Raw genomic sequence first — 25830 nt, 5'->3', positions numbered from 1 at the left:
CTTTGGGTGGGCATTTATAATAAGAAAGGAGAAATCGATTGAATACTACAGATCCACGCGTCTCTGTCAGGCTCAATAAAATGAGCCGGTTCCAACTGTCTCTGGTGCTGTTCTGTGTACTATTAGCTGCGCTAGACGGGTTCGACGTTCTGGTTATGGCCTTCGTCGCGCCGGCGCTTGCTAAGAGCTGGCAACTCAGTGCAACTGCGTTAGGAGGCTTGTTTAGTGCAGGGTTGATTGGTATGGCCTGCGGTGCTTTCTTTATCGCTCCGCTAGGTGACAGGTTTGGTCGGCGTCCAGTGGTTCTAGGTTGCCTTCTATTGCTCACTATCGCCATGTTTGCATCTGCCTTTACTGGCAGTTTTACCACGATGTTCATTGCCCGCCTACTGACGGGTATTGGTGTCGGCGCAATGTTGACGACAGTCAATATTGTGATCACTGAGTTTTCCAATGACAACCGTCGGAGCCTCTGCAACGCTGGGATGTCAGTGGGTGTGCCACTTGGCGCAACGCTGGGTGGGTTACTGTCGGTTGCGTTGATTCACGCTTATGGCTGGCAGGCGCCTTTTATCTTCGGTGGTGTTCTGGGGGCGCTTTTACTTCCTGCGGCGTGGAAAATATTTCCCGAGTCTTTGGATTTTCTAATTGAAAAACAGCCATCTGCCGCTTTGCAAAAACTCAATACGACATTGGCTCGGCTAGATGTGCAACCAATGGCCGAGTTGCCTGCGCGATCTGAGCTTGCATCAGGAAGTTTGCCGTTGGTTGGCTTGTTTAGTGAAGGTTTACGTACAAGGCTACTCTTAGTCTGCGCACTTAATTTTTGCATTCTGATGACGTTTTATTTTGTTTCAAGTTGGATTCCAAAAATCTTGTCGGACGCAGGGCTGAGCATTTCCGGTGGGATTTCTGGTTCGATGTTATTGAGCTTGGGTGGAATGGTCGGCTGTCTGGTGTATGGTTTGTACGCTACAAAGGTAGGCACTCATCGACTCGCCGCCCTCGCACTGATCGGATTGTTCGTCATGATGCAGGTATTTAGCAACATGGAATACAATCACTACTTGTTAATTCCTGTTGCGCTGGTGTTGGGGTTCTTTCTTTATTCGACCGTCACGACACTTTATGTCATCGTGCCGCTTGTGTTTCCCCCTGCACTGAGAAGTACTGGAACCGGTTTGGCAATGGGGGTCGGACGAATTGGTGCCTTCTCGGGACCGTTTGTAGCCGGTGTATTGATTGATGCCGGATGGTCACGAGGGGAGTATTTTCTTTTGCTAGGAATGCCAATTTTAGCGTCAGCGCTGATGATCTACGCCTTATATTCCTCCGCCCAGAAAGCAATCAAGCTACAACCCCTGGCTGAGTGAATTGTAGATAGGAGGACCATGCTGCCTGGACTCAATATCTCCAGTCATTGAGGACGTCATGTACGGTGGGCAGCATGGTGCGCTTGGTAATACTTCACAAAACCAAGCCTGTTCAAATTAATGTTTGCGCTTACTGGCAGCATACTCACGGGCCACCGTCAAAAAACCTTCCAGCAGCCTAGAGTCATCATGACTGCGTCTGATCATGCAAAGATCAAAAGTAGCGCGGTCCTGATCTTTGACCGGAAGGTAAACGACGCCAGGAAGGTGAAGATTACATGATGAGTCTACGACGAAGCTCAACCCAACCCCAGCTGACACGAGGGAGACCGCCGTCACAACATCATCTACTTCCTGGGCAATCTTAGGATGGACATTTTGGTCATGAAACATGCTCAGGAGATGATCAATGAATCCGGGCCTCGGACTACGGGGATACATTATCAACTGCTGACCATCAATCTCCGAGAAATTGACATCATCACGTGTAGCGAACGGATGAGATTCGTGCACAGCCAGATGGAGGTTCTCAGTCAAAAGAACCTCCCAGGAAAGGCCAGGCTCTTCCTTGAAGAAACGATTGAACCCTACCGTAAGACGCCGCTCCTCAAGCGCTTTGATTTGGCCCGCCCGATCTAGGTTGTGCAAAACGACTTCGACTTCCGGGTGCAATTGCCTGAAGCGTTGTATGATCCTAGGCACAATATCCAACATCACCGAACCAAAGACCCCCACATCAAGCTGTCCAAGTTTTCCCTGGCCTGCTAGCCGGCTTCGCTCCAACGCCTGCTCCGTGAGAGCCAGGATATTGCGAGCATCCTCCAGAAGTGATTTACCCGCGTCAGTCAGCTCCATGCCACGAGATTGACGGACGAAAAGCTTGGTTTCAAGAAGATCTTCAAGCTGCCGAATCTGCCGTGTGAGAGGGGGTTGAGTGATGTTTAAAGATTCCGCAGCCGAGGTCAGGCCGCCATTCTGGGCCACCGCTACGAAATACCGGAGATGGCGTAACTCCACAGCATTTACATTCATGCTCGCCTCGCTTGTCTTGTAAGCCCGTTATACCCCAAGTCCTCCGGACTCACAATTTGCCAAGCCGATAGGGACGCGTGATCAGCCAGCTTACCTCGGGTAAGGCACCTGGCTGATCATTGTGGACCCCTAGAACTTCCAGCCGTATCCGACCGTAACGGTGTAGAAGTCAGATTCGGTATCAAACCCTTCGCTAGGGCCTTTACCATTTACCTTGGGACCAAAGTCATATTCGAACGTCAGGTTCAACTCGGAGTTTTGTGTCAGCCTACGGGTTACGCCGGTTGTGACTGCTGTAGTATTGAGACCACCCAGGATCGCGTTTTCGGCGGCGTGATTTTCGGTCGTGTGAAGGCGTGCATGACTGACGCCCCCTCTGACGGTCCAATCGTCGTTAATTTCGTAGGCCGCTCCCGCTTTGACGACGGTCTGTGAACGCCATCCGAAGCCCTGCGCGAAAGCCTTAGCTTCGTCCCAATCTATGTATTGGAGGTCCAAAGCCATCGTCCATCGATCGGACAGCTTATACGACGCGCCGACAGCGTACTGCTCGGGACTGTCTGCAGAGCCGCCCCATTGAGATAGAAGGTCGTCTTTGTAGCCCGACAGCTTACTCATTTCGATCTTAGGGGCGTAGCTGGCACCTATCGCCCATTGGTCATTGATTTTCCATAGGGCACCGGCCCTCCAACTCGTGCCATGGGAATACTCTTTTCCGTGGTATGGGTTTTGCCCTCCAGGAAATCCGCCGGGCAGCCCTTGGGCCTCGAACTCTTGAACTGCATAAACGAGCGACAGGCCAAGCGAGAGTCCATTGTCGAACGTGTAAGTCGCGGTCGGCAGTACCTCGAATTGCTTCAGCGTGCCTCGAGTACGACGAAAACCGGGCACCGGAACGAGAGGGTCCTCGTATCTAAAACCCACGCCACTCGCATACGTGGAAACGCCAAATGTCACCTTGGGAGTGACTTGAAAATTCACTCCGAACTCGGGAATGGCCAGAAAAATGCTGCTGTCATGCTGGTTAGAACTTGATCCGAAGTCAGTATCGGAGGTCGCATAGAGCATTTGAACATCTGCATCGAAGCGATTGCCTACCCAAGCCATACCGGCAGGGTTGTTGGCAGCAGCGATTGCATCTTGCGGCAGGGCGACTGATGCGCCGCCCATGGACTGAGCTTTTGCGCCATAGCCCACGAGGTGAGTACCCACGTTCGCGTGCGAAGGTTGGGAGCAGAGGAATAAAACTGGAGTGAGAGAAGCAGCAAGGATAGTTTTCGTCTTCATCAGTAGTACCTGTTGTTATTTTTATATGGATAATGCAAAGCTTTTATCTATTTGCCAGAGGTGAAATTATGTAACCTCTAGTGATCTCCGCTGGCTTTTCCAGCTACCGCGTAATGGTTATTTTCCAGCTCGTGAATTATGATGCGAATATCCTGAGGTTCATAGGATGTTACTGACACAATCGCATTCGTAATTTCCAGCATCATTAGCTTTTTCTCTTCGATGCTGGTCTCTCCTTCGATGATGTTTATCGTAATTATTGGCATATCTCTCTCTGCATGTAAGGGCTGATTTAAGTTCTCTGACTAAGGAACAAGTATCGTCCCTTCTCTGATTTTATTACTCGCACAGAAGATCCTAGTCAGGCTCGAGCCATAGCGTCAAATGCCTTTGGCGTCGCACATTGATACCTAATCAGTATGGGCTAGAAAATATCTGCCAGTCCCAGGCGGTATGGGTGATCTGCCTTAAAGGTATTAGACGGTATGGGTTCAGGCGCCTAACCTCGGATTGATCGTACGGTTCTATTTGAGCGCGATTGCCGAACCTGAAGTGTCGGAAGGCGCCCGGTCCCGCTTCAAGAATGATCCGCTACGTGCGAACTCAAAAAATAAGAGGGGCGTCAGTTCAAATGGCCATCAATATCAGCAGCATCAAAGCGTATGGAGATGAGCTTTACTCAGCTCTTCTAGATCGGCGCACCATCTCACCGCTTCGGGATCGCGAACCTTTGACTTTGGAGGATGCGTACCAGATCCAATGTCACATGGTTGCACGCCGCATCGAAGCAGGTGAACGGATAGTAGGGAAGAAAATAGGCGTCACCAGCAAACCAATCATGGATTTGCTGGGTGTATATCAGCCTGACTTCGGCCAGCTTACTTCCGGGATGGAATATCAGGAGGGTGAAGATATTCCGCTTGGCACGCTCATTCAGCCACGTGCTGAAGCAGAGATCGCGTTTGTCCTGAAAAACGATCTGAACGGCCCCGGTATCACTGCGATCGATGTGCTTCGAGCAACGGATTATGTGGTCCCCTGCTTCGAGATTGTTGACTCGCGAATCTCTGACTGGAACATCAAGATTATCGACACGGTTGCAGACAACGCCTCGTGTGGCGTTTTCCTTCTGGGCAAAAATCGCATCTCTCCCAAGAAAATCGACCTCAACGTAGCTGGCATGGTTTTGAGGCGCGACGGGGAGTTGTTCAGTACCGCTGCAGGTGCCGCTGTACAAGGCGGCCCGGTGAACGCTGTTGTGTGGCTAGCCAATACCTTGGGCGCCCTTGGGATCCCGTTCCGCGCAGGAGAGGTCATCCTTTCGGGCTCACAGTCCTCATTAGTGCCTTGCGTGGCGGGCCAGACGCTGACCTGTGAGGTCGCGGGACTGGGTTCATGTTCGGTTCGTTTTGCAGGAGGTGAGGCATGAAAATGACATCCCAGGTCATTTCTGAGCTCGCAGACATCGTTATCCATGCTCAGGATCGCGCTCACACCATCACCAAGCTGACCGATCAGTATCCCGACATGACGATCCCCGACGCATACGCGGTCCAGGACGAACTTCGCCGTCGCTGGATTGAACGCGGTGATCGGGTGATGGGCTACAAAGCCGGACTGACGTCCAAGGCGAAGATGCAGCAAATGGGAGTTCATATTCCCAGTTTCGGGATACTGACCAACGCCATGTCGCGTCCGGAAAATGGAGTTGTCCAGATTTCTGAACTCGTACACCCCCGCGTCGAAGCCGAAATCGGATTTGTGCTGCGCAGTGAACTGCGCGGGCCTGACTGCACGATTGAAGAGGTAATCGAGGCGACTGATTTCATCATTCCTGCCGTTGAGATCATTGATTCCAGGTATGAAAAATTTAAGTTCGATCTCACCAGTGTCATTGCTGACAACGGGTCTTCAGCACGCTTCGTAGTGGGCGGTCGCCCCCGAGATGTCAAAGACCTGGATTTACGAACCATTGGGGTCGTGATCGAAAAGAACGGCGACATTCAAGCCGTCGGAGCCAGTGCTGCAGTGCTGGATCATCCAGCCCACGCGATCGTGATGCTTGTTCAACATCTGGCGGCGCGGGATGAAGTTCTGCCTGCCGGCAGCTTTGTCATGACTGGCGGGATTACTGAGGCGATCGCGGTTGAGAAAGGCGACAACGTCCTCGCTCGGTTCCAGGAGATGGGAAGTATCTCGTTCCGTTTCGCCTGAATGCCCAGCCTTTGAGGAGTTGATCATGACCGCTATTCAAAACAATACAGCTAAAAAGACGGCCGGCCCTACACGCCAGCAACCGCGGATGTACCACGACCTTATGACCCCTGCTGAAGCGCTGGGCATCCGAGAGGAGGTGCGCGCGTTTTGTGAGAAACACGTTGCCCCGGTGGCTTGGGATATCGGCCATCGAGAGGAGTCGGTTGAGGCCTTTCCGAGGGTGCTGTTCAAGCAGATGGCGGATGCTGGACTTTTCAGGATTCCATTCGCGGCTGAGGTAGGAGGCAGAGGCCTGAAGCATCGAGCGACGGCTACGGCGATTGTTATCGAAGAACTGAGTTATTTCAGCAACAGTGTTGCCGCAATTTATGACGTGCACTGCATTCTGGCTGGGCATGCCTTGGAGTGGGCAAGTGAGGAACTTCAGGCACGCTACTTGGCTCCGCTGCTCGCTGGAGAAAAAATCGGTAGCTTCGCTACCAGTGAGCCACTTGCGAGTACCGATCTGTCTGTCGACGCTTTGGTGACCGATGCGACCTTCCATGAGGATCATATCGAGATCAACGGCCATAAGCGCTGGATCACCAATTCGCCTGTCGCATCGTTTGTTGTTCTGCTTTGTCGCGATGGGGAGCGGATGACAGAGGTCGTCGTCGACCTGGATGCCGCTGGAGTGACAGTTGGTGCGCCCGACAAAAAGCTCGGGAACCACGGCCAACTTACTGCGGATATCGTCTTCAACCAAGTGCGCGTGCCTCTCTCCAACGTTGTAGGCGATCGGGGCGATGGGCTCAAGATCGCTCTGCAAGTACTCACCTACGGCCGCATCGGTATCGCCGCTAGCGGTGTTGGGATGGCGCAGAGCGTCTTCGATCATTCCGTAGATCGTCTGAAATCTCGACGTGTATTTGGTAAGCCGCTAGGGGCTCAGCAGCACTGGCAGTTCCGCTTGGCAGAGCGGGCCATGAGTATTGAAAACGCCCGCAACCTTTACCTCAAAGCGTCCTTGCGTATGGATGACGGGGTGCTGTTCCCTGAGCCAGAGGCGGCAATGGCTAAGTGGTATGCGACGAACCTTGCAAGTGAGTTCGCTCGTGAAGGCATCCAGATATTCGGCGGATACGGGTTCACCAAGGAGCTCGCCCACGACGGTTCGCGGTATCACGTCGAGGAGGTCTATCGCGACTGCAAGATCGCCGAAATCTATGAAGGGGCAAACGAGGTCCAGATGTGGGTCATCGCCCGCAGCATCTTTGGAAAAGAGATCACGGGGTAAGCCATGCCAATTATCGAATTTCACCTGATGGTAGGTCGCACTCCCGACCAAAAGCGTCAGCTGCTCAGCGCAGTAACCGACACGGTCGTAGATGTTTTGGGCGTTCGTCCAGACCAAGTCCGGATTTTGATTCACAACGTCACGCCGGAGCATTTCTCAATGGCCGGCATAACCGCAGCAGAAAGAATGGCTCGCACTGTGGGTTCAGGTGCTCCTGTAGCCGCAAGTCTGACAGCCGCAGAGAAAGGTGATCAGCAATGAGTAAAAAAATAAAATGCGCAATCATCGGTTCCGGAAACATCGGTACCGACCTGATCTACAAACTCAAACGCAGCGACTTGCTCGACCCGGTTTGGATGGTGGGCATTGATCCGGAGTCGGAAGGCTTGGCAAGGGCATACGATCTGGGCCTGAAAGTGACACATGAAGGTGTCGACGGTCTTCTCCCCCACGTACTTGCTGACGGGATTCAAATCGCCTTCGACGCCACCTCGGCCTACGTGCATGCAGAGAACTCCCGCAAGCTCAATGCACTCGGCGTATTGATGGTCGACCTGACACCGGCGGCCATCGGTCCGTTGTGCGTTCCACCCGTCAACCTTGAATCGTTGGCAAGCGAAGGGGTGATGAACGTCAACATGATCTCCTGCGCAGGCCAAGCGACGATCCCAATCATTCGATCAGTGTCCAGGGTTCAATCGGTTGAATACGCTGAAATTGTGGCAAGCCTTTCGTCTCGTTCCGTAGGTGCCGGCACCCGAGCGAACCTCGACGAGTTCACCTTCACTACGTCTGACGCCCTAGTTCGCGTTGGTGGGGCGAAGCGAGGCAAAGCGCTCGCGATCATCAATCCTGCCGATCCACCGGTGATCATGCGCAACACCATCAGTTGCCTCACCGAGGACAAGCCGGACGAGGAAGCAATCATCGCTTCGGTGCTGGAGATGATTAGCCAGGTCCAGAAGTATGTACCTGGTTACCGTCTCGTAAACGGCCCGGTGTTCGATGGCAAACGCGTGACCGTATTTATGGAAGTCGCGGGCTTGGGCGATTACTTGCCGAAATACGCTGGCAATCTGGACATCATGACCGCTGCTGCAGCTCGAACCGCTGAGATGTTTGCAGAGCAAATCCTGTCTGGGCAAATCAAGTTGAAAGCTGAAGAGGTGGCATGATGAGTAACGGTCAGAGCTTGAAAGGTCGCAAAGTCATTCTGCACGACATGTGTCTTCGTGACGGCATGCATGCCAAGCGTGAGCAGATCTCCGTGGAGCAGATGGTTCGCGTTGCCACGGCGCTGGATGGCGCCGGTGTTCCCTATATCCAAGTAACTCATGGTGGCGGCCTTGGAGGGAACTCACTCCAGCATGGGTTCGCGTTAGCCAGCAATGAGGAATACCTGCGGGCAGTGGTTCCCAAAATGACCCAAGCTAAGGTTTCCGTGCTGCTTATTCCTGGCTTGGGAACGATGAAAGAGCTGCAGTCCGCATATGACTGTGGTGCGCGTAGCGTGCACGTCGCAACGCATTCAACCGAAGCAGATACTTCGCCACAGCACATTGCCTATGCACGAAAGCTGGGCATGGATACCACCGGCTTTCTCATGATGGCACACCTGAACGACCCCGCTGGCCTGGCTCAACAAGGCAAGCTGATGGAGTCTTATGGCGCACAAACGGTTTACGTCACAGACTCGGCTGGCTACATGCTCCCAGAGGATGTGCGCACTCGGGTTGCAGCGCTTCGTGATGTCCTTCATCCGGAAACGGAAATTGGCTTCCACGGCCACCATAACCTGGGCATGGGAATCGCAAACTCCATCGCAGCGATTGAAGCAGGCGCCTCTCGGATCGACGGTTCTGTGGCAGGTTTGGGCGCCGGTGCCGGCAACACTCCGCTGGAAGTGTTCGCTGCAGTCTGCGACCGCATGGGCATTGAAACAGGAGTAGATCTGTTCAAGCTGATGGACGTCGCAGAGGACGTGATCGTGCCATTGATGGATCATCTGGTACGAGTGGATCGCGAGTCTCTGACGTTGGGCTATGCGGGCGTCTACTCCACCTTCCTTCTGCCAGCCAAGCGCGCCGCCAAGCGTTTCGGGGTTTCGGCCCGTGACATCTTGGTCGAGCTGGGCCGGAAGAAGATGATCGGTGGACAGGAAGACATGATTGAAGACACTGCTATGACCATGGCGAAGGATCTTGGCCTTTTGAATAGTCGTGGCGAATTGATCAGTGCTGGTTCGTTAGAGAACGTTCTACCGACGTAACCAACTCCCCGCTGAACCTTTACCAGGCTGCTCAATACGCAGCCTGGCACTGTCAGATCGCTTACGGCAATCACGTGGAGCGACCGCTCTGTTCTCCAATTTGCTCGGGATCTTCGATGCGATAATGCCAATCGAATCGGAATGTCCTCTAAACTACCTGCTATGCGGACTGGGTATGGCGGGGCGGAAATAAAGGTATTAGACGGTATTGTAAATATTGAGTACGGTTAAGCCATCACAAAAATAAATAAGGTCTCATCGAGCCACTCGACTGAGACGGAGGGCACTCCATGGTTTTCAAAGTTGATGTTGACGGCTCGAGCGGTTCCATCATCTGTAGAGAAGGTCAAAGCGTTCTGCTCGCCATGACATCCCAGGGTGGGCAATGCATCCAGGTTGGCTGCCGCAGCGGAGGCTGCGGTGTGTGTCGAGTCCAAGTCCTCTCGGGGCATTACAAGACCGGCAAGATGAGCGCTTTTCAGGTTAATGCCGAGGAACAGAGTCAAGGTATCGCACTGGCTTGTCAGCTGTACCCTGAGTCCGACCTGAAGATCCGTACAATCGGTCGTCTGATTGCGATCCTTCCCAAATCGTCCCCTTCCATCGTTTATTCCGGTCCCGTATCACCCATGAGGCGGCGCGCATGAGCACCTTCCAGGTTGTCCCGCGCCAACCGCTATTTATCAGGCAGGCTGTCATCACTCACGGGGCAGCAACATGCCTTATCCAGGCAGCGATTCGGCACGCTGAAACGATCGGGATAAAGATAAACGTTGCTGTCGTCGACAGCACCGGCACTTTGGCGGGCTTCTTGCGAATGCCGGGCTCCTTCTCTGTCTCGAGTGAAATGGCATGCCGTAAAGCACGCAGTGCTGCCGGCTTGGGGTTCGATGCTCAAACCGCTGAAAGCATTTTGGGATTGGAAAATATGAGGGTCCGAGAAGCGATGCTTCTTCACCCTGACTTTACCCTCGTTCGAGGTGGCCTTCCGATTTTTATCCAAGGCGAATTAGTAGGCGCTGTCGGTGTATCCGGTGGAACTGAAGTGCAGGATGACGCCTGCGCAAAGGTGGCAGTCTCGGCCGTTTTGAATCTACAAGGAACAGATAAAGATGAGTAATTCAGCATCAAATCAATCGTCGACTGTGCAGTTCCGACACTTCATCGATGGTAGCTTCTGCGACTCTTCGGACAACCGCACATTCCTGAAGCGTAACCCAGCCGACAATCGTATTGTCGGACATGTCGCAGAAGGTGGGCGTTCAGAGATCGACCGCGCCGTACAAGCCTCTCGTACCGCTCTGGAAGGCCCTTGGGGCAAGATGTCAGTGGAGGAACGTTCTGCGTTGCTCTACAAAGTGGCGGATGAAATCAATCGCCGATTCGATGATTTCGTTGCAGCAGAAATGGCAGACACCGGCCAGCCAAAATCAATGATGGAGCACGCCTTCATTCCCCGCGGTGCAGCGAATTTTAAAATCTTCGCGGACGTCGTAAAGAATGTGCCTAACGAAAGTTTTCAAACACCAACCCCTGATGGCGCAGGGGCTCTCAACTACGCGATTCGCGTTCCCAAAGGCGTGGTCGGCGTCATCTGTCCTTGGAACGCGCCGTTGTTGCTGATGACTTGGAAAGTGGCCCCTGCACTGGCGTGCGGCAACACTGTCATCGTCAAGCCGTCCGAGGAAACTCCTGGTACTGCCACTTTGTTGGGCGAGGTCATGAGCGCCGTTGGTATTCCAGACGGCGTGTACAACGTGGTTCACGGTTTCGGGAAAGACTCAGCCGGAGAACTGCTCACGCAGCATCCTGGCGTGGATGCAATCACCTTCACCGGTGAGACCCGCACCGGCGCAGCGATCATGAAAGCAGGTGCCGACCTGATCAGGGATGTTTCCTTCGAGTTGGGTGGCAAGAATGCGGGAGTAATCTTCGCCGATTGCGACTTTGATGCCGCTGTTGATAGCGCCGTCAGGTCGGTCTTCCTCAATTGTGGTCAGGTCTGTCTTGGGACTGAACGCTTGTATGTCGAGCGCCCTATTTTCGATCGCTTTGTTGCTGCGTTGAAAGATCGCGCTGAGACCTTGAAGCCAGGCCATCCCGAGGCGAAAACCACCACCTTGGGGCCACTCATTAGCCAGGAGCATCGCAACAAAGTGCTCTCCTATTACGAGAAAGCTCGCCAGGAAGGGGCCACTGTCGTGACAGGAGGTGGAGTGCCTAAACTCGAAGGTGAGCTGGCCGAAGGTGCCTGGGTGGAGCCAACCATTTGGACCGGCTTGCCAGAGACAGCTGCCGTCGTCACCGAGGAGATTTTCGGCCCTTGCTGTCACATCGCACCATTCGATTCCGAGGAGGAAGTGATCCGCCGCGCTAACGCCACGGAGTACGGGTTGTCTACCACCATATGGACCAAAGATCTGTCGCGAGCTCACCGCGTCGCCGCGAAAATTGATGTCGGTATCACGTGGGTTAACTCTTGGTTCTTGCGCGATCTGCGCACACCGTTCGGTGGCTCGAAACAATCAGGTATCGGTCGCGAAGGTGGCGTGCACTCGCTGGAGTTCTACACCGAATTGCGGAACATTTGCGTAAAGCTGTGACGCTACAACGGTTCACCGAAAGTGCTTGCCTGCGCTTTCGGTGAGCTCTGACCGCATAGCATCGAAAAGCGTAGTGTTTCCTACGAATTCAAATAAAAAGAGAGGAAGGTTGCAATGGCCATGAAGGGTTTACTACGGGTTGGCGAGGTCGCCTTGCGTGTCATGGACATGCAGGCGGCTCGTGACCACTATGGGCGCTGCATCGGGCTGCTGGAGGTCATGGAAGATGATCGTGGGCAGTTCTATTACAAAACCTGGGATGAACATGATCATCACAGCTTGGTTTTGCGCCAAGCGGATTCCCCAGGCATCGACTACTTCGCCTTCAAGGTCTCAGATGAGGCTGCGTTGATCGATCTTGAACAAAAAGTGCAGGCATTCGGTTTGCAAGTCGAGCGCATCGAGGCCGGTATTTACCCGAAGAGCGGTCGCCGCATTCAGTTCCAACTGCCAAGCGGTCACACCATGCAGCTCTATGCCGAAAAAGAGCAGTTGGGCAATTCTCTTGGCTATCACAATCCAGGCGTGATTCCTGATGAGGGAGTGATTCGAGGAATGCGTCCAGTCCGGCTGGATCACTGCCTCCTAGGCGGCGTGAACATTGAAAAGAACATCGAGCTTTTCCACAACGTGTTCGAGTTGGGTATCAGCGAAAAGCTTATTCATCATGAAACCAATGCGGTAATGGCGGTGTTTTTCTCCGGCTCCACCAAGCCGCACGATATTGCTTTCGTTCTCCAGCCCGAGCCAAACATGCTCCATCACGTGTCCTTCTTGCTTGAATCGGTGACGGACGTCTACCACGCTGCGGACTGGATGGGAAGAAACCGAATCCCAATCGACGTAGGCCCAACACGCCATGGCGTGACTCGAGGCGCTACGGTGTATTTCTTCGACCCTTCGGGGAACCGCAACGAAGTGTTCACAGGAGGTTACGTCTACTACCCAGATGTACCGACTCTGGTATGGGATACCTCAGATATAGGCCAAGCGACGTTCGCTCAGGACAATACGCCACGTGAGAGCTTCCTGACCGTGCTAACTTGATAGGGGATGGGGTTTATCTCGTGCTATGCGCCTGATTAGGGTGCCGGAGAGGTGTGCACCGGGTGGTTACCACAGACTACCCTGTGTAGACTGGTTGTATTCCTCAAGCCGACTATAAAACAGATAAAGGCGTATACATTGATGGCTGCCGTGCTTCCTGCTGAACTCAAACCAGACATCCCTAGCAGGCTCATAGCTCAAGTGCTGCTCTAGGCCTCATATATGAGTAGCCCTCTCGCGACAGGTCGCCTGGTTCGTAACAAAATCGCCCCTCCGTCTCAGCGGTCGGGTTTGATCACGCGTGAAGATTTGCAGCGCAGGCTTATGGATCAGAGTGACACTCTGGTCACCCTCATCTCAGCCCCTGCTGGGTACGGAAAAAGCAGCTTGATGACTTCGGCTTACCATCAGCTGATCAGTGATGGCAAGAACGCCTGCTGGCTGAGTCTTGATGCCTACGACAACGACATCATCCGTTTTGCCAGACACCTCACCGCCGCAATCAACCACTCCCAAATCACAGATGCAGAGCGCGATGTTGTATCTCATCTCGGTGAATACCAGGGGATGGCGATAGGGGCAGACGTGCAATTTCTCGCGGAAGAACTGCTAGAGCATCTCTCGTCCTTACGCACCGTTGTTCACCTATTTCTCGACGACTTGCACCTGCTTGAAGACGGGCCGGCACTCAGCCTGCTTGGCGTTATTATTTCGAGTGAGCACCCCAACCTCAGATTCGTGATCGCATCGCGAGAGGTTCCGTCATTACCACTCGCACGCCTGCGCGCGCGGGGTCAACTTCACGAACTGGAGGCAAGCGCGGTCGCTTTCTCCGCCGCCGAAGTCAGGACCTTTCTGAAGCAGTCTTTCGGTCCAGAGCTCCCTGAGCACCAAATCGAAATGCTACTCGAGAAAACCGAGGGGTGGCCGGCGAGCTTGCAGATGGTGTCGATTGCGATGAAGTCTGCGCCTGATGCTCACGAATTCATCTCCAGGCTGTCAGGAGCGGACAAGGACATTGCCGATTTCCTTGTCGAGGAGGTTCTCGCTAAGCAACCTCAACCGATGCAACGTTTCCTTCTCGGAACGTCGGTGCTGAGATCACTGAACGCAGATCTGGTTAACGCCACTCTTTTGGGAACCGATGCATCTGCGTTGATAGAAGAGGCCGAGACCAGGAATTTATTTTTGCTCAGGCTTGATAGGGAGCGCTCCTGGTATCGTTACCACCACCTGTTTGGGGAGTTACTCCGTCGTGTCTTGACGGAGCGCTTCCCGGAATCTGTAGAGGGTTACCGCAGGAGGGCTGGAGAATGGTTAGCAGGACATGGTCGAACAGTCGAGGCGATCGAGCAGGCCTTTGCAGTTAGAGACCAGGCTTGGGCGGGGGGACTACTTGAGTCCACGTGCGCTGAGTTGTTTGCAAGCGGCCAGACAGCGATGCTGCAGCATTTGGCGGATCAGTTAGACGAGCGCGAACTCCAGAAGCTACCCGGACTTCAGTTGGAATTGGTATGGGATAGCGTAATCCGCTGGCGCTTCAAGCATGCACGTGAGCTGCTCAACAAAGCCCAGAAACGCCTGACAAGCCCTCAAAACCCTTCAGCGCTCAATCCGGCTGAGAGCTTCGACATGCAGCAGCTTCAAATGAAGTCCTTGCACCGCGAAGGCATGCTTCAGGCGTTCACCGACCGACTTTTAAATGCTGCCCACTCATCCTCAGAATGGCTGGCTACATATGCGCATCACGACCCCTACATGGAAGCCTCTTGCAGGACGGCACTATGGATGTGTGATAGGCAGCGGTTCGTCTGTGATGCCTCGGCGGCTGAGGCTGAGGAGTTGCGTCAACTCTTCAATGATGCTGGTGCAAAGTTCGGTACCGTATTTCTGGACACGGTGGCGGGCGGAGTCTTTCACGAGCGTGGCCAGGTCGAGTCGGCCGAAATGTTCTTCAAATCTGCGCTGGATACGGCGATTCGGATTCAAGGCGAAGCGTCTTCTCTAGCAGCAATGGCAAGCGCGCAGCTGGCAATGAAGCGGTACTGGAACAACGATGTAGATGAGGCGTCAACGATCTTGGTAGGGCTCGTTGGCCAACCACTTGAGTTCGGCCTGCTTGACTCCATCATTGCTCGCCAACTGACACTGGCCAGGCTGGCCAGAATGAATCGCAATTTCGCCGATGCGCATGATGCATTGGACGTTGCAGATGAGTTGGCTAATCGCTTCGACCTGCCCAGATTGCATACAAATGTCTTGTCTCTTCGTGTTCAGCTTCACATCGAGCAAGGGCACATCCATTACGCACAACGATTGGTCGAAGCGCACGAAGAATTTCGTGAGCACAGGACGCTAGCTCCCGATGGGTGTGTGACCATGAGTAAGCTGCTGATCACGCTGGCTTACTCAAGAGTTGCGCTCGAATCTGGTCACTATCCGGATGCGATAAAGTTGCTTCGTCGGTGGGGCACTTGGATATTGGAGCGCCAATGTGTTCTGTCATTCGTTCAGATCGCACTCCTTCTCGCGAGACTCCTCTGGCGCTCGGGTGACGTTCTCGCTGCTAGACGAACGATGATAGACGCCTTGATGAACGCCCGGGGCAATTTCTCTCGAGTCTTCCTCGACGAGGGCCAAGAGGTTTGTTCGATATTGCAAGATCTTGCGCAGTCCAATCCCGAATTGGAAGCCCCTTGGCGAGGTTGGCTCAATTATCTGCTGCAGGAATTTGGTTCGGATGTTGACCTCCCACGGGTACTTCCCGCAGCTGTCACTGGCGTTCGCTTGGAAAGCCTGTCTGACCGCGAAATGGAAATAATCAGACTGACTGCACGCAACCTGGCAGCCCAAGAGGTAGCTCACGCTCTTGGGCTAACGGAAAGCACCGTCAAATGGTACTGGCAGCGAATTTTCGAAAAGCTGGGCGTTCGTCGTCGCAAGCTTGCCGTCCGAGCAGCGAAAGAACGTGGGCTGCTGGTGTAGTCACAACTCCAGCTCAAGCGTGTCCGACAATGCTCGCGATACGCAGATCATCATGCACGAATTCGACTCACGTTCGGCTTTGGATAATACGCTGTCTCGATGATCTGGAACCCCCTTGATCACGCCCGTTCTGCAGGTTGCACATAGGCCCTCACGGCATGAGTAAGGCACCCCCTCATCCCGTTCCTCCAAGACATCCAGAATGCTTTTTCCGGGTGGGACCTCGAACTCTGCGCCCGAGAGCATGATGACTTTGAATGGCTTATCCTTGGTCGTATCCACTGCAGTCGCAGTGAACCACTCAAAGTGAACGTGGGAAGGGGCTCGCCTACACTCGGCCGCCTCTACAGCCTTCATGAGGGGCTGCGGACCACAGCAGTAGATGTGCGCTTGAGGATCGATATCGATCAGCGCCTGCGTCGGCTGGAAGAAACCGGGCTCTTCATCGTCGAAATGGAAGGTGCAATTATTCGGTGCGAGCGCCTTGAGTTCTTCATAAAAGGCGGTACGTTGCCGGTTGCGTGCACAATAAAATAACCGCCACTTTTTCCCCTCTCTTATGCACGTCTTGATCATCGCCATTATGGGTGTGACACCGATGCCGCCGGCGACGAATACGTGCTCCGCAGCATCTGAAGCCATGGGGAAATTGTTACGCGGGGGGCTACATTGGATCGTCATCCCTACCCGGACGGTTTGGTGGATGCTTCTGGATCCACCCCTGCTTTCCTTGGCCAAACCAACGCCAATGCAATAGCGCCCGCGCTCTGCTGGGTCGTTGCACAGGGAATAGTGACGGATCAGGTTGCCCTGCAGGTAGATCTCAATGTGCGCGCCGGCGGTGAAGGCGGGAAGATCTTTTCCTTCAGGATGTTTGAGTTCCAGAACCATGACATCTTTGGCTTCGCAGCTGATGTCGGTGACTTTTAGGGTAAGTTTCTCATTCATGACGGCGATCTCTCGAATCTTAAAGAGTCACGAGCCCATGACCGGGCTCGTGACGTCGTACATCAAGCCATTGACGCTATCAGTGACTCTGATTGAGAGGTTTCTTCCTTGATCAATTTATCGAGCACCCAAAGCATCTTTCCGGGCCCGGCATCTGCAGCGATATCGAACGTCTTGAAGTCGGGCTTCTCTTCAATACGCTTCTGTTGACCCTCGAGCATGGCCTTGTCTTCATTGAAAGCTTGGTCGAGCCCTTCCTTGAGGAGGTCGCTCAGTCCAGGTCGGTCGGTCGCCTTACTCACACCCCAGGAGTAGTAGTAGTCCACCGATTTCTCGTCCCGCGGCGTGATCGCTTGGCAACTCCAGGAATCGAGAACCAGCATTCCATCTGACTCACCTTCAGTGGCAGTACCAGCCATGAAGACGCGGAAGTGCAGAATCCAGTTACACGGGACGGTTTGGGTGATGTCGAAGTGCGCATCACACATGAACCCAGGCGGGAAAAGGTGCTCCACGAACTTAGGAACAGGAACGTTACGCACCCAATAGTCAGTTTTGATGCCGCGAGGCAGGACTTTGTGATGAGGTTTGGCCAGGGCCTGCGCCCACCCCATGGCGATGGTTGCATCGTGAGTGAAGGAGCTGTGTGAGAGGTCTGCCAGGTTGGCATTTTCCAGACGATAGTCAGCATCGATCTGGATGTAGCAGGGACGCGTGTTGTAATCAGGGTGACCCGGCCCAACCGCATCTGTGATCAGGCTTGGGTCGGCCTTGAGGGGATCTCCCATCCATACCCAGATCCAGTTGTCTTTTTCGACAACCGGGAATACACGCACACAGGCTCGTTCCGGGATGTTGGATTGACCAGGGATTTCGGTGCATTTTCCATCAGCCCCAAACTTCAGGCCGTGATACATGCAGCGCAGCTCATCCCCTTCTTTGGCACCCATGGACAAAGCGGCTTGGCGATGAGGGCAGCGGTCTTCCATCGCGACCACGTCGCCGTTCAATTTGCGGTACAGGACTACTCGTTCACCAGCGATTTTGCGCGCGATAAGGGCAGTTTTACCTTGCGAGACTTGATAGTCCCAACCGGCACAATACCAAGCATTTTTTAGAAACATGCTTCCTCCAATCAGGTTTGCTGTCTTCCAGCTGTTATTTTTGTTGGTCGAACTCTTGGAGCAATGCCGCTGAGCGACATGTGTGTTTAACGTTATCCAGTCGACAGGGGGGGGCGCACCCACCTTTTGGGTGGGCGGAGAAGGAATAGGTCAGTTTCCGGCGAGCAGTTGCGAGTCACCGGAAAGGAAATCACGGTGATGGTGGTAGAAGCGCTCTCCGATCAGTTGATAACCCTCAGCGCTAGGGTGCAGGCCGTCAACCAGCAGCTCAGCATCCGCAGGACCGAAGAGCGCTAGGCCATCTTGATAACTGATATTGTTGTCACCCTTCGAGATGTGAGCGTCCACTGCGGCCTTGAGCCCCTCGCGGATCTGCTCCAGGGATAACCCGCCGTTTTCCCCTACCTGTTCACGGGCGGGCGAACAAATAGGCGAGACGATCACAATGGGCAGCGAGGGATAGGAGTCACGTAGAATGGAGATCACTCCGTGGGCGGAATCATTCAACGTTCGCTGGTTGAGGGCACCACCATCCCAAATGTTGATACCAAGCTCTAGGACGACCGCGTCTATGGACTGCTGGGCAATGATTTGAGCCGCCAATGCACTGAGGAGGCAGGACCCAGCCCACCCCATGTTGGTGATTCTGATGTCCGCCAGCTGCCCAGCCACTGCGGGCCATGCACCAGAGCCACCATTGGCCTCCATCCCATGGGTAATCGAACTGCCATGGAATAGTACATGGCGTCGATCGTCAGCCCATGGTTCCCAAGCCGCCTCTGAATCCACCTCCAGCGAATTTATGACCTGCAACGAGGATTGCGGAAACCAAATTTCAACGTCCTTTACCGCGTCTCCCAGGCCATCGATAGTGAGGATTGCGTGTGGATCACCCTCGGGAATTGCTCCTGGGGTGAGGAACGAGCCACCATGGGCAGCTACTTGGCGGACGATTGTACCATCGACATACACCTCGAAATTCCGTGCCCACTGCTCTGGCCCAGTGAGGAAAAGCTGAGTTTGCGACGTCACCAGCTTAAGGGTCGTGCTGTTTGTCTTCAGCCTCAATCTTACGCCGGATGTCATGGAGGCGGTGAGACTGTTGAGTGGATCCAGCATGAAGCCCATGGACGGGTCGAACCGGACGGGCTGGACACCTGTGGGCTGATCAACGACACCAAGGTGACCGTGCAGGAGCGTTGAGAGAGCTGACAAAGGAATGGTTTTCATAGGGGGCTCGTTGGCAGAGAAACGATGGAGAGACCCGAGTCTATGAATTGCCAAAGGAGCCCTGTAGTGTAAAAAAAGCCACTATCTATGCGAATAACGACAATATGCCAAACGCAGCGATTCTGCTCTACGACGGTTGCTATGCCTCCAGCGCGGGAGGTGTGGCGGATATTTTGCAAGTGGCCAACGCACATCTCGCGCAAAATGTTGCTGCTCACTTGCGGTACTCATGGGATTTCATTTCGATGGATGGAGGTGCGGTGGCGGCGAGCAATGGCCTTGCCTTCTCTACCCGAAAGCCTCTCGCTGATGAACAGTTTGACTTCGTCTACATCCCCGCCAGCCATTACCGTGGCTATAAGCATTTCGTCGATCTGCTGGCGTCGCTCGGAGCTACCTACGATTGGCTAACGAAGCAATGGAGTAACGGCGCACAGTTAGCGGCTACCTGCACCGGCACATTCTTGCTAGCAAAGACGGGCCTTCTAGACGGTCGTACCGCGACTACCACTTGGTGGTTGGAGGAGCAATTCCGCTCATGGTTTCCCAATGTCGATCTGCAGATGAAATCCATATTGACTGAAGTCGACGGATTGTTTTGCGCCGGCGCGCTTTCTTCGTACCATCTTCAGTCAATCAAGCTCATAGAACGCTACTCTGGCGCATCACTGGCGTCGCTATGTGCCAAAAGCATGCTGATTGATGTGAGTCAAACCCTTCAAACCCCTTACCTGCCGTTGCTTGCAAACAGGGCGCATACGGACACCGTCGTACTGCGTGCTCAAGCGTTCATGCAGGAGAATTTTGCGGGTCGAATCCGCTTGGCTGACCTTGCCGACCGCCTTGCAGTGAGCGAGCGTACGCTGATCAGACGGTTCAACAATGTGCTAGGGCAATCTCCAGTCTCATACCTCCAGAACCTCAGAATTGAGGCCGCCAGGTCATTGCTCGAGACGGGAGAAATGCAGATAGAAAGCGTTGCTGAAGCGGTAGGGTATCAAGACAACAGCTCGTTCGTTCGACTTTTTCGAGAAAGGTTGGGGCTCACCCCTGGCGCATACCGGAAGAAATTTCGCCTTGCCATGAGTAGTTAACCGCGATGTCGTTTTCTGCATAGATTGCGTCATTTTAGCCACTGGGTGGTCTCCAGTGAGCCGCCGTATTCTCAGGCTTTTCCTGATAGGCGAAAGACGATGAATGTACTGATAGTTCACGCGCACCCTGAGCCGCAATCATTCACTTCCAGTCTCTATGCGGATGCAGTTGAGTACTTCTCGCAATTAGGGCACAAAGTTGAGACTTCAGACCTGTATGCGATGAATTTCAACCCTGTTGCCAGTAGCGATGATTTCAAGCAGCGCACAAATCCCGACTATTTGGTTTATGCCCTAGAACAGAGAAACGCCGCCAAGTACCAGCAGTTTAGCTCAGACATTGCTAATGAAGTAGATAAGGTCCTTCGTTGCGATCTTCTTATCCTTACGTTTCCTATTTACTGGTTTTCCATGCCAGCGATTTTAAAAGGATGGATAGATAGAGTTTTCATCTCTGGGACGTTCTATGGAGGAAGGCGAGTTTTTGGGGACGGCGGTATGGTCGGGAAAAAAGCGTTGGTTTGCGCAACGCTTGGTGGCAGGGAAGGCATGTTCGGGCAGCGTGGAATTCATGGAGACCTTCAGACCCTGCTGCGGCCCCTACTGAAAGGTTCTCTCGGATATGTAGGGTTCGATGTACTGGCCCCTTTTGTTGGCTTCCATATCCCCTATCTCAGCACAGATGAAAGAAAGCTGATTCAACTCAAATGGCGTGAAGCTCTGGCAACCCTGTCTGAGCGAAAGCAATTATTGATGCCAAATCTTAGCGACTACGACGAAAATTTCAGCCTCCGGTAGTTATTCGTGTCATTGTTTGTCGATCCAAATCATAAAAACTATAGGAGCCACCCATGAAGTCTGCCTACAGTTTTTTTTCACATTTTAGTGTCAAGACCAAATTAGCCATTGGATTTGCTTCAGTCATTTCCGTAGGACTTACCTGTATGGCTTCTGGTTTTTTTGGCGCATACACGCTTTCCGGTCTGATCACACAAGCCGGGTTGGTATCTGAGTTCAAGTTCAAGCTTGAAGCGCTCCGCAGTGCGGAGCAGCAATATTTATTAGCCAGAGACGCGAACTCTCTTGGTGATCGAAATACAAAAGAGTCAGCCGCCGAAGCGCAGCTGTACCTCATCCAGGAAAAGCTGAGTACCGATTATGACCAGCAGGTTGCGGTACTTAATCAGGCTTGGGCCAAGCATGACGCAGCTTTCCAAGCTTTATTTTCATCGCCGAACAGCGGTGAGTCGGCATCTGAACAAAATAATCGAGATAATTTCGCTGGTCTAGACTCGGCCTTGGGCTCGCTTCAAAAACTGATGCAGGATAGCATCTCGAACAGGATTTTATTGGTATACGTCCTGCTTACCGCCACTGCAGGTTTAGCGATGCTCGTCAGCGTTGTTGCAGTATGGTTGCTATCTCAGCAACTGGTGTCTGGACTCAAGCATCTACTCGCCCAAGCTCGCCAGATCGAAGCAGGAGACTTGCGCGAGGTGCGTCTAAATTCAAGAGGAGATGAGATCGGTCAGCTTCAACGTGCCACTCAGGCGATGTCCGACGGCCTTCGAGAGTTGGTTGCCCAGATTAGCCAGGGAGCAGAACAGCTCGCTGTCGCTTCGCAACATCTGGCTCACGAAAGCGCCGAGGGGCGGGCAGAGCTCGAAGCTCAGACGTCAGAAGTGGAGCACGTCTCGGTTGCCATGAATCAACTGGTGGTAACGGTACAGCAGATCGGAAGAAGCACCGAGGAAGCAGCAAAGACTGCGTTCGCGGCTGATCAGAAGGCACGAGACGGCAATCAGGTAGTCGGGGTTGTGTTAAATCAAATTGAGCTGCTTTCCCAGGATATGGATGAATTGGGAGAGGCTATGAAACATCTGCAGGATGGTAGCGAGCGTATCGGCCAAGTCGTCAACGTAATCAAGGATGTTGCTGATCAGACTAATCTATTGGCGCTCAATGCTGCGATTGAAGCCGCTCGAGCAGGTGAGCAAGGTAGAGGCTTCGCAGTTGTCGCAGATGAGGTTCGCGCCTTGGCGCAACGTACACAGCATTCGACCAGCGAGATTGCGGAGCTTGTCTTGGCAATTCAAAAAGGTGGTGAGAGAACCGCCCGGGTCATGAATCGGAGCCATCAGCGAACCTTGGACGCGGTTCAACAAGCTGAAAGCGCACGTGCGGCACTCAATGAGATCAACGTTTCTGTTGCTACCATTCAGGCCATGAACCAGCAGATCGCCTCTGCTGTTGAAGAGCAAAGCGCAGTCGCTGATGTCGTGAGCGGAAATGTGTCCAAGGTTAGGAATATGGCAGACCGCTCAAGCACTAAAGCTTCACGAGTCCTGGACGCTGTACGGGAGCTGGCCAAGCTAGGGGAGGGGCTCAAAGGTGCCGTCCATCGCTTCCGTCTTTGACTGTCACCTTGATCGAGCCCCACTTCGTCGTTTTCGGTGCGCACGCCTTCGACGACTTCCTTGAACACCGCCGGCGAGCGGTCGCCTTCACCGGCTGCCGGGTTGCGGCCATGGATATGAACCACGGCTGCACCGGCCCTAGCCGCCTCCAGGCACAAGCGGGCGATCTGTTAAGGACTGACTGAATAGTCCGGACACTTAGGGTGCAGCGGGCCATCAGGGTTACTGCACAAGGTCCGTCCTACCCCAAATATGCCGTTCTAGAGTGGCCGGGCGTCGGGATTTGGATGCCGGTGGTCGGGGGTGGAATCACACTTCGAATCACTACGCTGCATTCGAACTCAATTTTCTATCTTGTTGATTGTTATAACTTTATTTTTATCGAGCTGGCTAAAACGCGTGAGTTCGAATCCCGAGTGCTCCGCCATACTCACAAAATTGAATTGGCTCTTCCTGGTAGGGCAGTTGTTGCGGTCGTGGCAGGAAGGAAGTGCAAGTAGGATCTGTACTTTCCCGACAACTATTCTGCTGTTGTATGTTTGGAATTTTTTCGAAGCCGATCGAGGTAGTCCGCCCAATGCTGCGCCGCTTCTCGTCGCTGCGGCAGCAACTGCGCGCGCGCATACACGGCACCCAGTGCGCCTGGCATGCGGTGCGATAACGACAACTCCAGTACAATCGGATCGATACCTAAATGCTCGTGAGCGATAGTGCGGTAGGTGGCGCGGAAACCGTGCGCAGTGATGCGGTATTCCGGCCAGATCCGCTGGTAGGCCTTGGCCAGGGATGTGGCGTCAACTGGATAGCCTGGGTAGACCGGCGATACAAAGACCCAGCCATTGCCCGCTTCATCCACCACCCGCCGTTCATGTAGTTCACGCAACAGCACAAGGGCTTGCTCCGGCAGTGGCACGATGTGTTTGCTCTTATCTAGATGGCGTGTTTTCCCTACTACATAGCGCCAGTCGGCGCTGACCAGATCGATGTCTTCCCAACGCATTTTCACCAGCTCGCCGGGGCGAACGGGCAGCATGACCAGCAAGCGCATCGCAATGCTCACGCTGCTCGGGCTGAGCTCATCTAGACGAAGCAGAAGGTGACCCAAATCGGCTGGTCGTTCGATCGCTGGATTACTGGTCACCACATGGCGCACCTTGAGCTCTTCGGTGTTGCTCAGGGCCACGTTACGCTCCACCCAGCCACGCCCCTCAGCGAAACCGAGCACGGCACGGATGATGGTACGCACGCGCTTGGCCATGGCCAGTGTGCGTGCTCGGCGCAGGGTAGCGATGATCTCGATGATGTGGTCCAGTTTGATCTCGCTGACGGGAATGTTGCCGATGGTGGGCAGGATGTGATTGTTCAAAGCGCCGCGAAAGCCCGCGAGGGATTTGCTCACGAGGTCGTGCGACTTGAAGGCCAGCCACTGTTCGGCGACGTAACTGAATGTGCGCTCCTCATTAAGTAGCTGATCGGCGATTTTCTTGCGTTTGGCCTTCAGCGGGGCGACGTGATGAGCTACGTTCTGGCGCGCGGCTCGGGCCAAGTCGCGCGCGTCTTTCAAGCCAATGTCGGGATAACGGCCGATCGCGTACACGTTTTCCTTGCCGTTCAGGCGATACCTCATCCGCCAGTATTTTGCGGCAGGCTTGTTCGACTTCTGCGAGGCCTGAACATGCAGGTAAAGACCGGGTACCTCGCCGTCGGCGTACTTGCCGGGTTCAGCAATGGCACGCAAGAAGGCATCGCTGAGTTTACGCCGCAATGCAGGCGTGGGGAGGGAAGTCGTCATGTGCGGGTACTTTTTTTCGAAACAGGAAAAGTACCCAAAAATATACCCGCAGGAGCGTTGGAAACGAGTGGAATACGACGGACGGCCTTGGACGTAAAATAAGATTAAGACACTGATTTTATTGGTATTTTTGGATCTTGATGGAATTCAGTCACAAGCTATCGGGATCCCCGAAGAACATCTGTATCCGCGACCGCAGCCACCGCTCCGCCGGGTCGTTGTCCTGCGCCCCGCGCCAGGCCATGTGCAGTTCGAAACTGCGCACGGGTATGGGCAAGTCCTCGGCGCGCAACCCGCCCGCCGCCGTCAACGCCTCTGCGGTGTAGTCCGGCACCGTGGCGACGATATCGGTGCCCGCCAGCAAGCTCCCCAGCCCGTTGAACTGCGGCACCGCCAGCACGACATGCCGCTTGCGGCCAAGTTCTTCCAGGGCTTCATCGATGAAGCCAGACAGGTCCCCGGCAAACGACACCAGTGCATGCGGCCGTGCGCAGAAGTCGTCCAGGGTGATGTTGCCGGGTACGCTGTCGGCCCGCAGCAGTTTAGGCATGCTGCGGCGCAGCACCTTGCGCTTTGCATTGGCCGGCAGTTCGCTGGTGTAGCTGACACCCACCGAAATCTCGCCCGAGGCCAGCAGCGTGGGCATCAGCAGGTAGTTGACCCGTCGCACCACCAGCACGATACCAGGGGCTTCGGCGCGAATACGCTTGAGCAGTTGCGGCAGCAAGGCGAACTCGGCGTCATCCGAGAGGCCGATGCGGAACACTGCGTTGCTGGTGGCTGGGTCGAATTCGGCGGCGCGGCTGACCGCCGTGGAAATCGAATCCAGCGCCGGCGACAGCAGGGCGAAGATCTCGTGGGCCCGTGCCGATGGCTCCATGCTGCGGCCGGTGCGCACGAACAGCGGGTCGTCGAACAGGTTGCGCAAGCGCGACAAGGCTGCGCTGATGGCCGGTTGGCCGAGGAACAGTTTTTCCGCGGCACGGGTCACGCTGCGCTCGTGCATCAGCGTTTCGAACACGATCAGCAGGTTGAGGTCTACGCGACGCAGGTCGTTTCGATTCATCGGTGTGCTTCGCCTAAAGTGGGGCAGGGGTGAATCTTAAGGCCAAAGGCTGTTACCCTGCACGGGTTTA

Annotated in this window: 23 protein-coding genes and 2 pseudogenes; 16 read left to right on the top strand and 9 right to left on the bottom strand. The window is 54.2% G+C overall.

What is annotated here, in order from left to right:
* The first annotated feature begins 38 nt into the window (after positions 1-38).
* Positions 39-1373, top strand: a complete 1335-nt coding sequence (locus DM807_RS18945) for an MFS transporter (protein WP_159266344.1) — start codon at positions 39-41, stop codon at positions 1371-1373.
* A 117-nt stretch (positions 1374-1490) separates the two neighbouring features.
* Here the strand turns inward: DM807_RS18945 and DM807_RS18940 are convergent, their stop codons facing one another.
* From DM807_RS18940 to DM807_RS28170, 3 genes are all read right to left on the bottom strand, one after another.
* Positions 1491-2405, bottom strand: coding sequence for a LysR family transcriptional regulator (locus tag DM807_RS18940; RefSeq protein ID WP_179027718.1), 915 nt, complete (start codon positions 2403-2405; stop codon positions 1491-1493).
* A gap of 129 nt (positions 2406-2534) precedes the next feature.
* Positions 2535-3692: an OmpP1/FadL family transporter gene (locus tag DM807_RS18935; protein WP_159266342.1), complete on the bottom strand. Its 1158-nt coding sequence runs from the start codon at positions 3690-3692 to the stop codon at positions 2535-2537.
* Between the two features lie 77 nt (positions 3693-3769).
* On the bottom strand, positions 3770-3958 hold the full coding sequence (locus tag DM807_RS28170) for a tautomerase family protein (protein WP_159266341.1): 189 nt from the start codon (positions 3956-3958) through the stop codon (positions 3770-3772).
* A 371-nt stretch (positions 3959-4329) separates the two neighbouring features.
* Between DM807_RS28170 and dmpE the strand changes: the two genes are divergently transcribed.
* The 11 genes from dmpE to DM807_RS18875 all read left to right on the top strand — a co-directional run bounded on the left by dmpE (position 4330) and on the right by DM807_RS18875 (position 16089).
* Positions 4330-5121 carry a 2-oxopent-4-enoate hydratase gene (gene dmpE / locus DM807_RS18925; RefSeq protein ID WP_179027867.1) on the top strand — a complete coding sequence of 264 codons (792 nt, stop codon included), beginning with the start codon at positions 4330-4332 and terminating at the stop codon, positions 5119-5121.
* Positions 5118-5906, top strand: a complete 789-nt coding sequence (gene dmpH / locus DM807_RS18920) for a 2-oxo-3-hexenedioate decarboxylase (protein WP_179027717.1) — start codon at positions 5118-5120, stop codon at positions 5904-5906. Before dmpE ends, dmpH begins: the two co-directional genes overlap by 4 nt.
* Before the next feature lie 25 nt (positions 5907-5931).
* On the top strand, positions 5932-7185 hold the full coding sequence (locus DM807_RS18915) for an acyl-CoA dehydrogenase family protein (protein WP_179027716.1): 1254 nt from the start codon (positions 5932-5934) through the stop codon (positions 7183-7185).
* 3 nt (positions 7186-7188) lie between these two features.
* Positions 7189-7446 (top strand): tautomerase family protein, encoded by a 258-nt coding sequence (locus DM807_RS18910; protein WP_159266338.1) that lies wholly within the window; start codon positions 7189-7191, stop codon positions 7444-7446.
* Complete coding sequence (locus DM807_RS18905) at positions 7443-8360, top strand: acetaldehyde dehydrogenase (acetylating) (protein WP_159266337.1); 918 nt, start codon at positions 7443-7445, stop codon at positions 8358-8360. Before DM807_RS18910 ends, DM807_RS18905 begins: the two co-directional genes overlap by 4 nt.
* A complete protein-coding gene (gene dmpG, locus DM807_RS18900; protein ID WP_179027715.1) occupies positions 8357-9454 on the top strand; it encodes a 4-hydroxy-2-oxovalerate aldolase in 1098 nt (365 codons plus the stop codon). Before DM807_RS18905 ends, dmpG begins: the two co-directional genes overlap by 4 nt.
* A gap of 290 nt (positions 9455-9744) precedes the next feature.
* On the top strand, positions 9745-10101 hold the full coding sequence (locus tag DM807_RS18895; RefSeq protein ID WP_159266336.1) for a 2Fe-2S iron-sulfur cluster binding domain-containing protein: 357 nt from the start codon (positions 9745-9747) through the stop codon (positions 10099-10101).
* Positions 10098-10574 (top strand): GlcG/HbpS family heme-binding protein, encoded by a 477-nt coding sequence (locus tag DM807_RS18890; RefSeq protein ID WP_159266335.1) that lies wholly within the window; start codon positions 10098-10100, stop codon positions 10572-10574. The genes DM807_RS18895 and DM807_RS18890 overlap by 4 nt, the downstream gene beginning before the upstream one ends.
* Positions 10567-12057, top strand: a complete 1491-nt coding sequence (locus DM807_RS18885) for a 2-hydroxymuconic semialdehyde dehydrogenase (protein ID WP_179027714.1) — start codon at positions 10567-10569, stop codon at positions 12055-12057. The genes DM807_RS18890 and DM807_RS18885 overlap by 8 nt, the downstream gene beginning before the upstream one ends.
* 114 nt (positions 12058-12171) lie before the next feature.
* Positions 12172-13104 (top strand): catechol 2,3-dioxygenase, encoded by a 933-nt coding sequence (locus tag DM807_RS18880; RefSeq protein WP_159266333.1) that lies wholly within the window; start codon positions 12172-12174, stop codon positions 13102-13104.
* 390 nt (positions 13105-13494) lie between these two features.
* Positions 13495-16089, top strand: a complete 2595-nt coding sequence (locus DM807_RS18875; protein WP_179027713.1) for a helix-turn-helix transcriptional regulator — start codon at positions 13495-13497, stop codon at positions 16087-16089.
* Here DM807_RS18875 and DM807_RS18870 read toward each other — a convergent pair whose 3' ends face one another.
* The 3 genes from DM807_RS18870 to DM807_RS18860 form a co-directional block, all read right to left on the bottom strand.
* Positions 16090-17037, bottom strand: coding sequence for a PDR/VanB family oxidoreductase (locus DM807_RS18870; protein WP_179027712.1), 948 nt, complete (start codon positions 17035-17037; stop codon positions 16090-16092).
* A gap of 62 nt (positions 17038-17099) precedes the next feature.
* Positions 17100-18161, bottom strand: coding sequence for an aromatic ring-hydroxylating oxygenase subunit alpha (locus DM807_RS18865; RefSeq protein WP_159266330.1), 1062 nt, complete (start codon positions 18159-18161; stop codon positions 17100-17102).
* Positions 18162-18311: 150 nt separating this feature from the next.
* The gene (locus DM807_RS18860) at positions 18312-19391 is read right to left on the bottom strand and encodes an SGNH/GDSL hydrolase family protein (RefSeq protein WP_179027711.1); all 1080 of its coding nucleotides are present in this window, start codon (positions 19389-19391) and stop codon (positions 18312-18314) included.
* A 47-nt stretch (positions 19392-19438) separates the two neighbouring features.
* Between DM807_RS18860 and DM807_RS18855 the strand changes: the two genes are divergently transcribed.
* From DM807_RS18855 to DM807_RS28160, 4 genes and pseudogenes are all read left to right on the top strand, one after another.
* The gene (locus tag DM807_RS18855; protein WP_233454277.1) at positions 19439-20485 is read left to right on the top strand and encodes a GlxA family transcriptional regulator; all 1047 of its coding nucleotides are present in this window, start codon (positions 19439-19441) and stop codon (positions 20483-20485) included.
* A 99-nt stretch (positions 20486-20584) separates the two neighbouring features.
* Positions 20585-21283, top strand: a complete 699-nt coding sequence (locus DM807_RS18850) for an NAD(P)H-dependent oxidoreductase (protein WP_179027710.1) — start codon at positions 20585-20587, stop codon at positions 21281-21283.
* Between the two features lie 53 nt (positions 21284-21336).
* Positions 21337-22047 (top strand): annotated as a pseudogene (locus DM807_RS28165) (HAMP domain-containing protein); the annotation flags it as partial.
* The gene (locus tag DM807_RS28160) at positions 22039-22902 is read left to right on the top strand and encodes a methyl-accepting chemotaxis protein (protein ID WP_425326931.1); all 864 of its coding nucleotides are present in this window, start codon (positions 22039-22041) and stop codon (positions 22900-22902) included. The pseudogene DM807_RS28165 and the gene DM807_RS28160, both read left to right, overlap by 9 nt.
* A 32-nt stretch (positions 22903-22934) precedes the next feature.
* On the opposite strand, the pseudogene DM807_RS28155 reads toward DM807_RS28160, so the two are convergent.
* The 3 genes and pseudogenes from DM807_RS28155 to DM807_RS18835 form a co-directional block, all read right to left on the bottom strand.
* A pseudogene (locus tag DM807_RS28155) lies at positions 22935-23060 on the bottom strand (3-keto-5-aminohexanoate cleavage protein); the annotation flags it as partial.
* Positions 23061-23422: 362 nt separating this feature from the next.
* Entirely contained in the window at positions 23423-24694 is a 1272-nt protein-coding gene (locus tag DM807_RS18840; protein ID WP_179027709.1) for a tyrosine-type recombinase/integrase, read from the bottom strand.
* A 151-nt stretch (positions 24695-24845) separates the two neighbouring features.
* Positions 24846-25760 carry a LysR family transcriptional regulator gene (locus tag DM807_RS18835; protein ID WP_012272580.1) on the bottom strand — a complete coding sequence of 305 codons (915 nt, stop codon included), beginning with the start codon at positions 25758-25760 and terminating at the stop codon, positions 24846-24848.
* Between the last annotated feature and the right edge of the window lie 70 nt (positions 25761-25830).

Source organism: Pseudomonas hunanensis, assembly GCF_013393325.1.
In the GTDB taxonomy this organism is placed as follows: domain Bacteria; phylum Pseudomonadota; class Gammaproteobacteria; order Pseudomonadales; family Pseudomonadaceae; genus Aquipseudomonas; species Aquipseudomonas putida_P.
The sequence above is the reverse complement of the archived record's forward strand: the minus strand, read 5'-3'. Positions and strand labels throughout refer to the sequence as shown.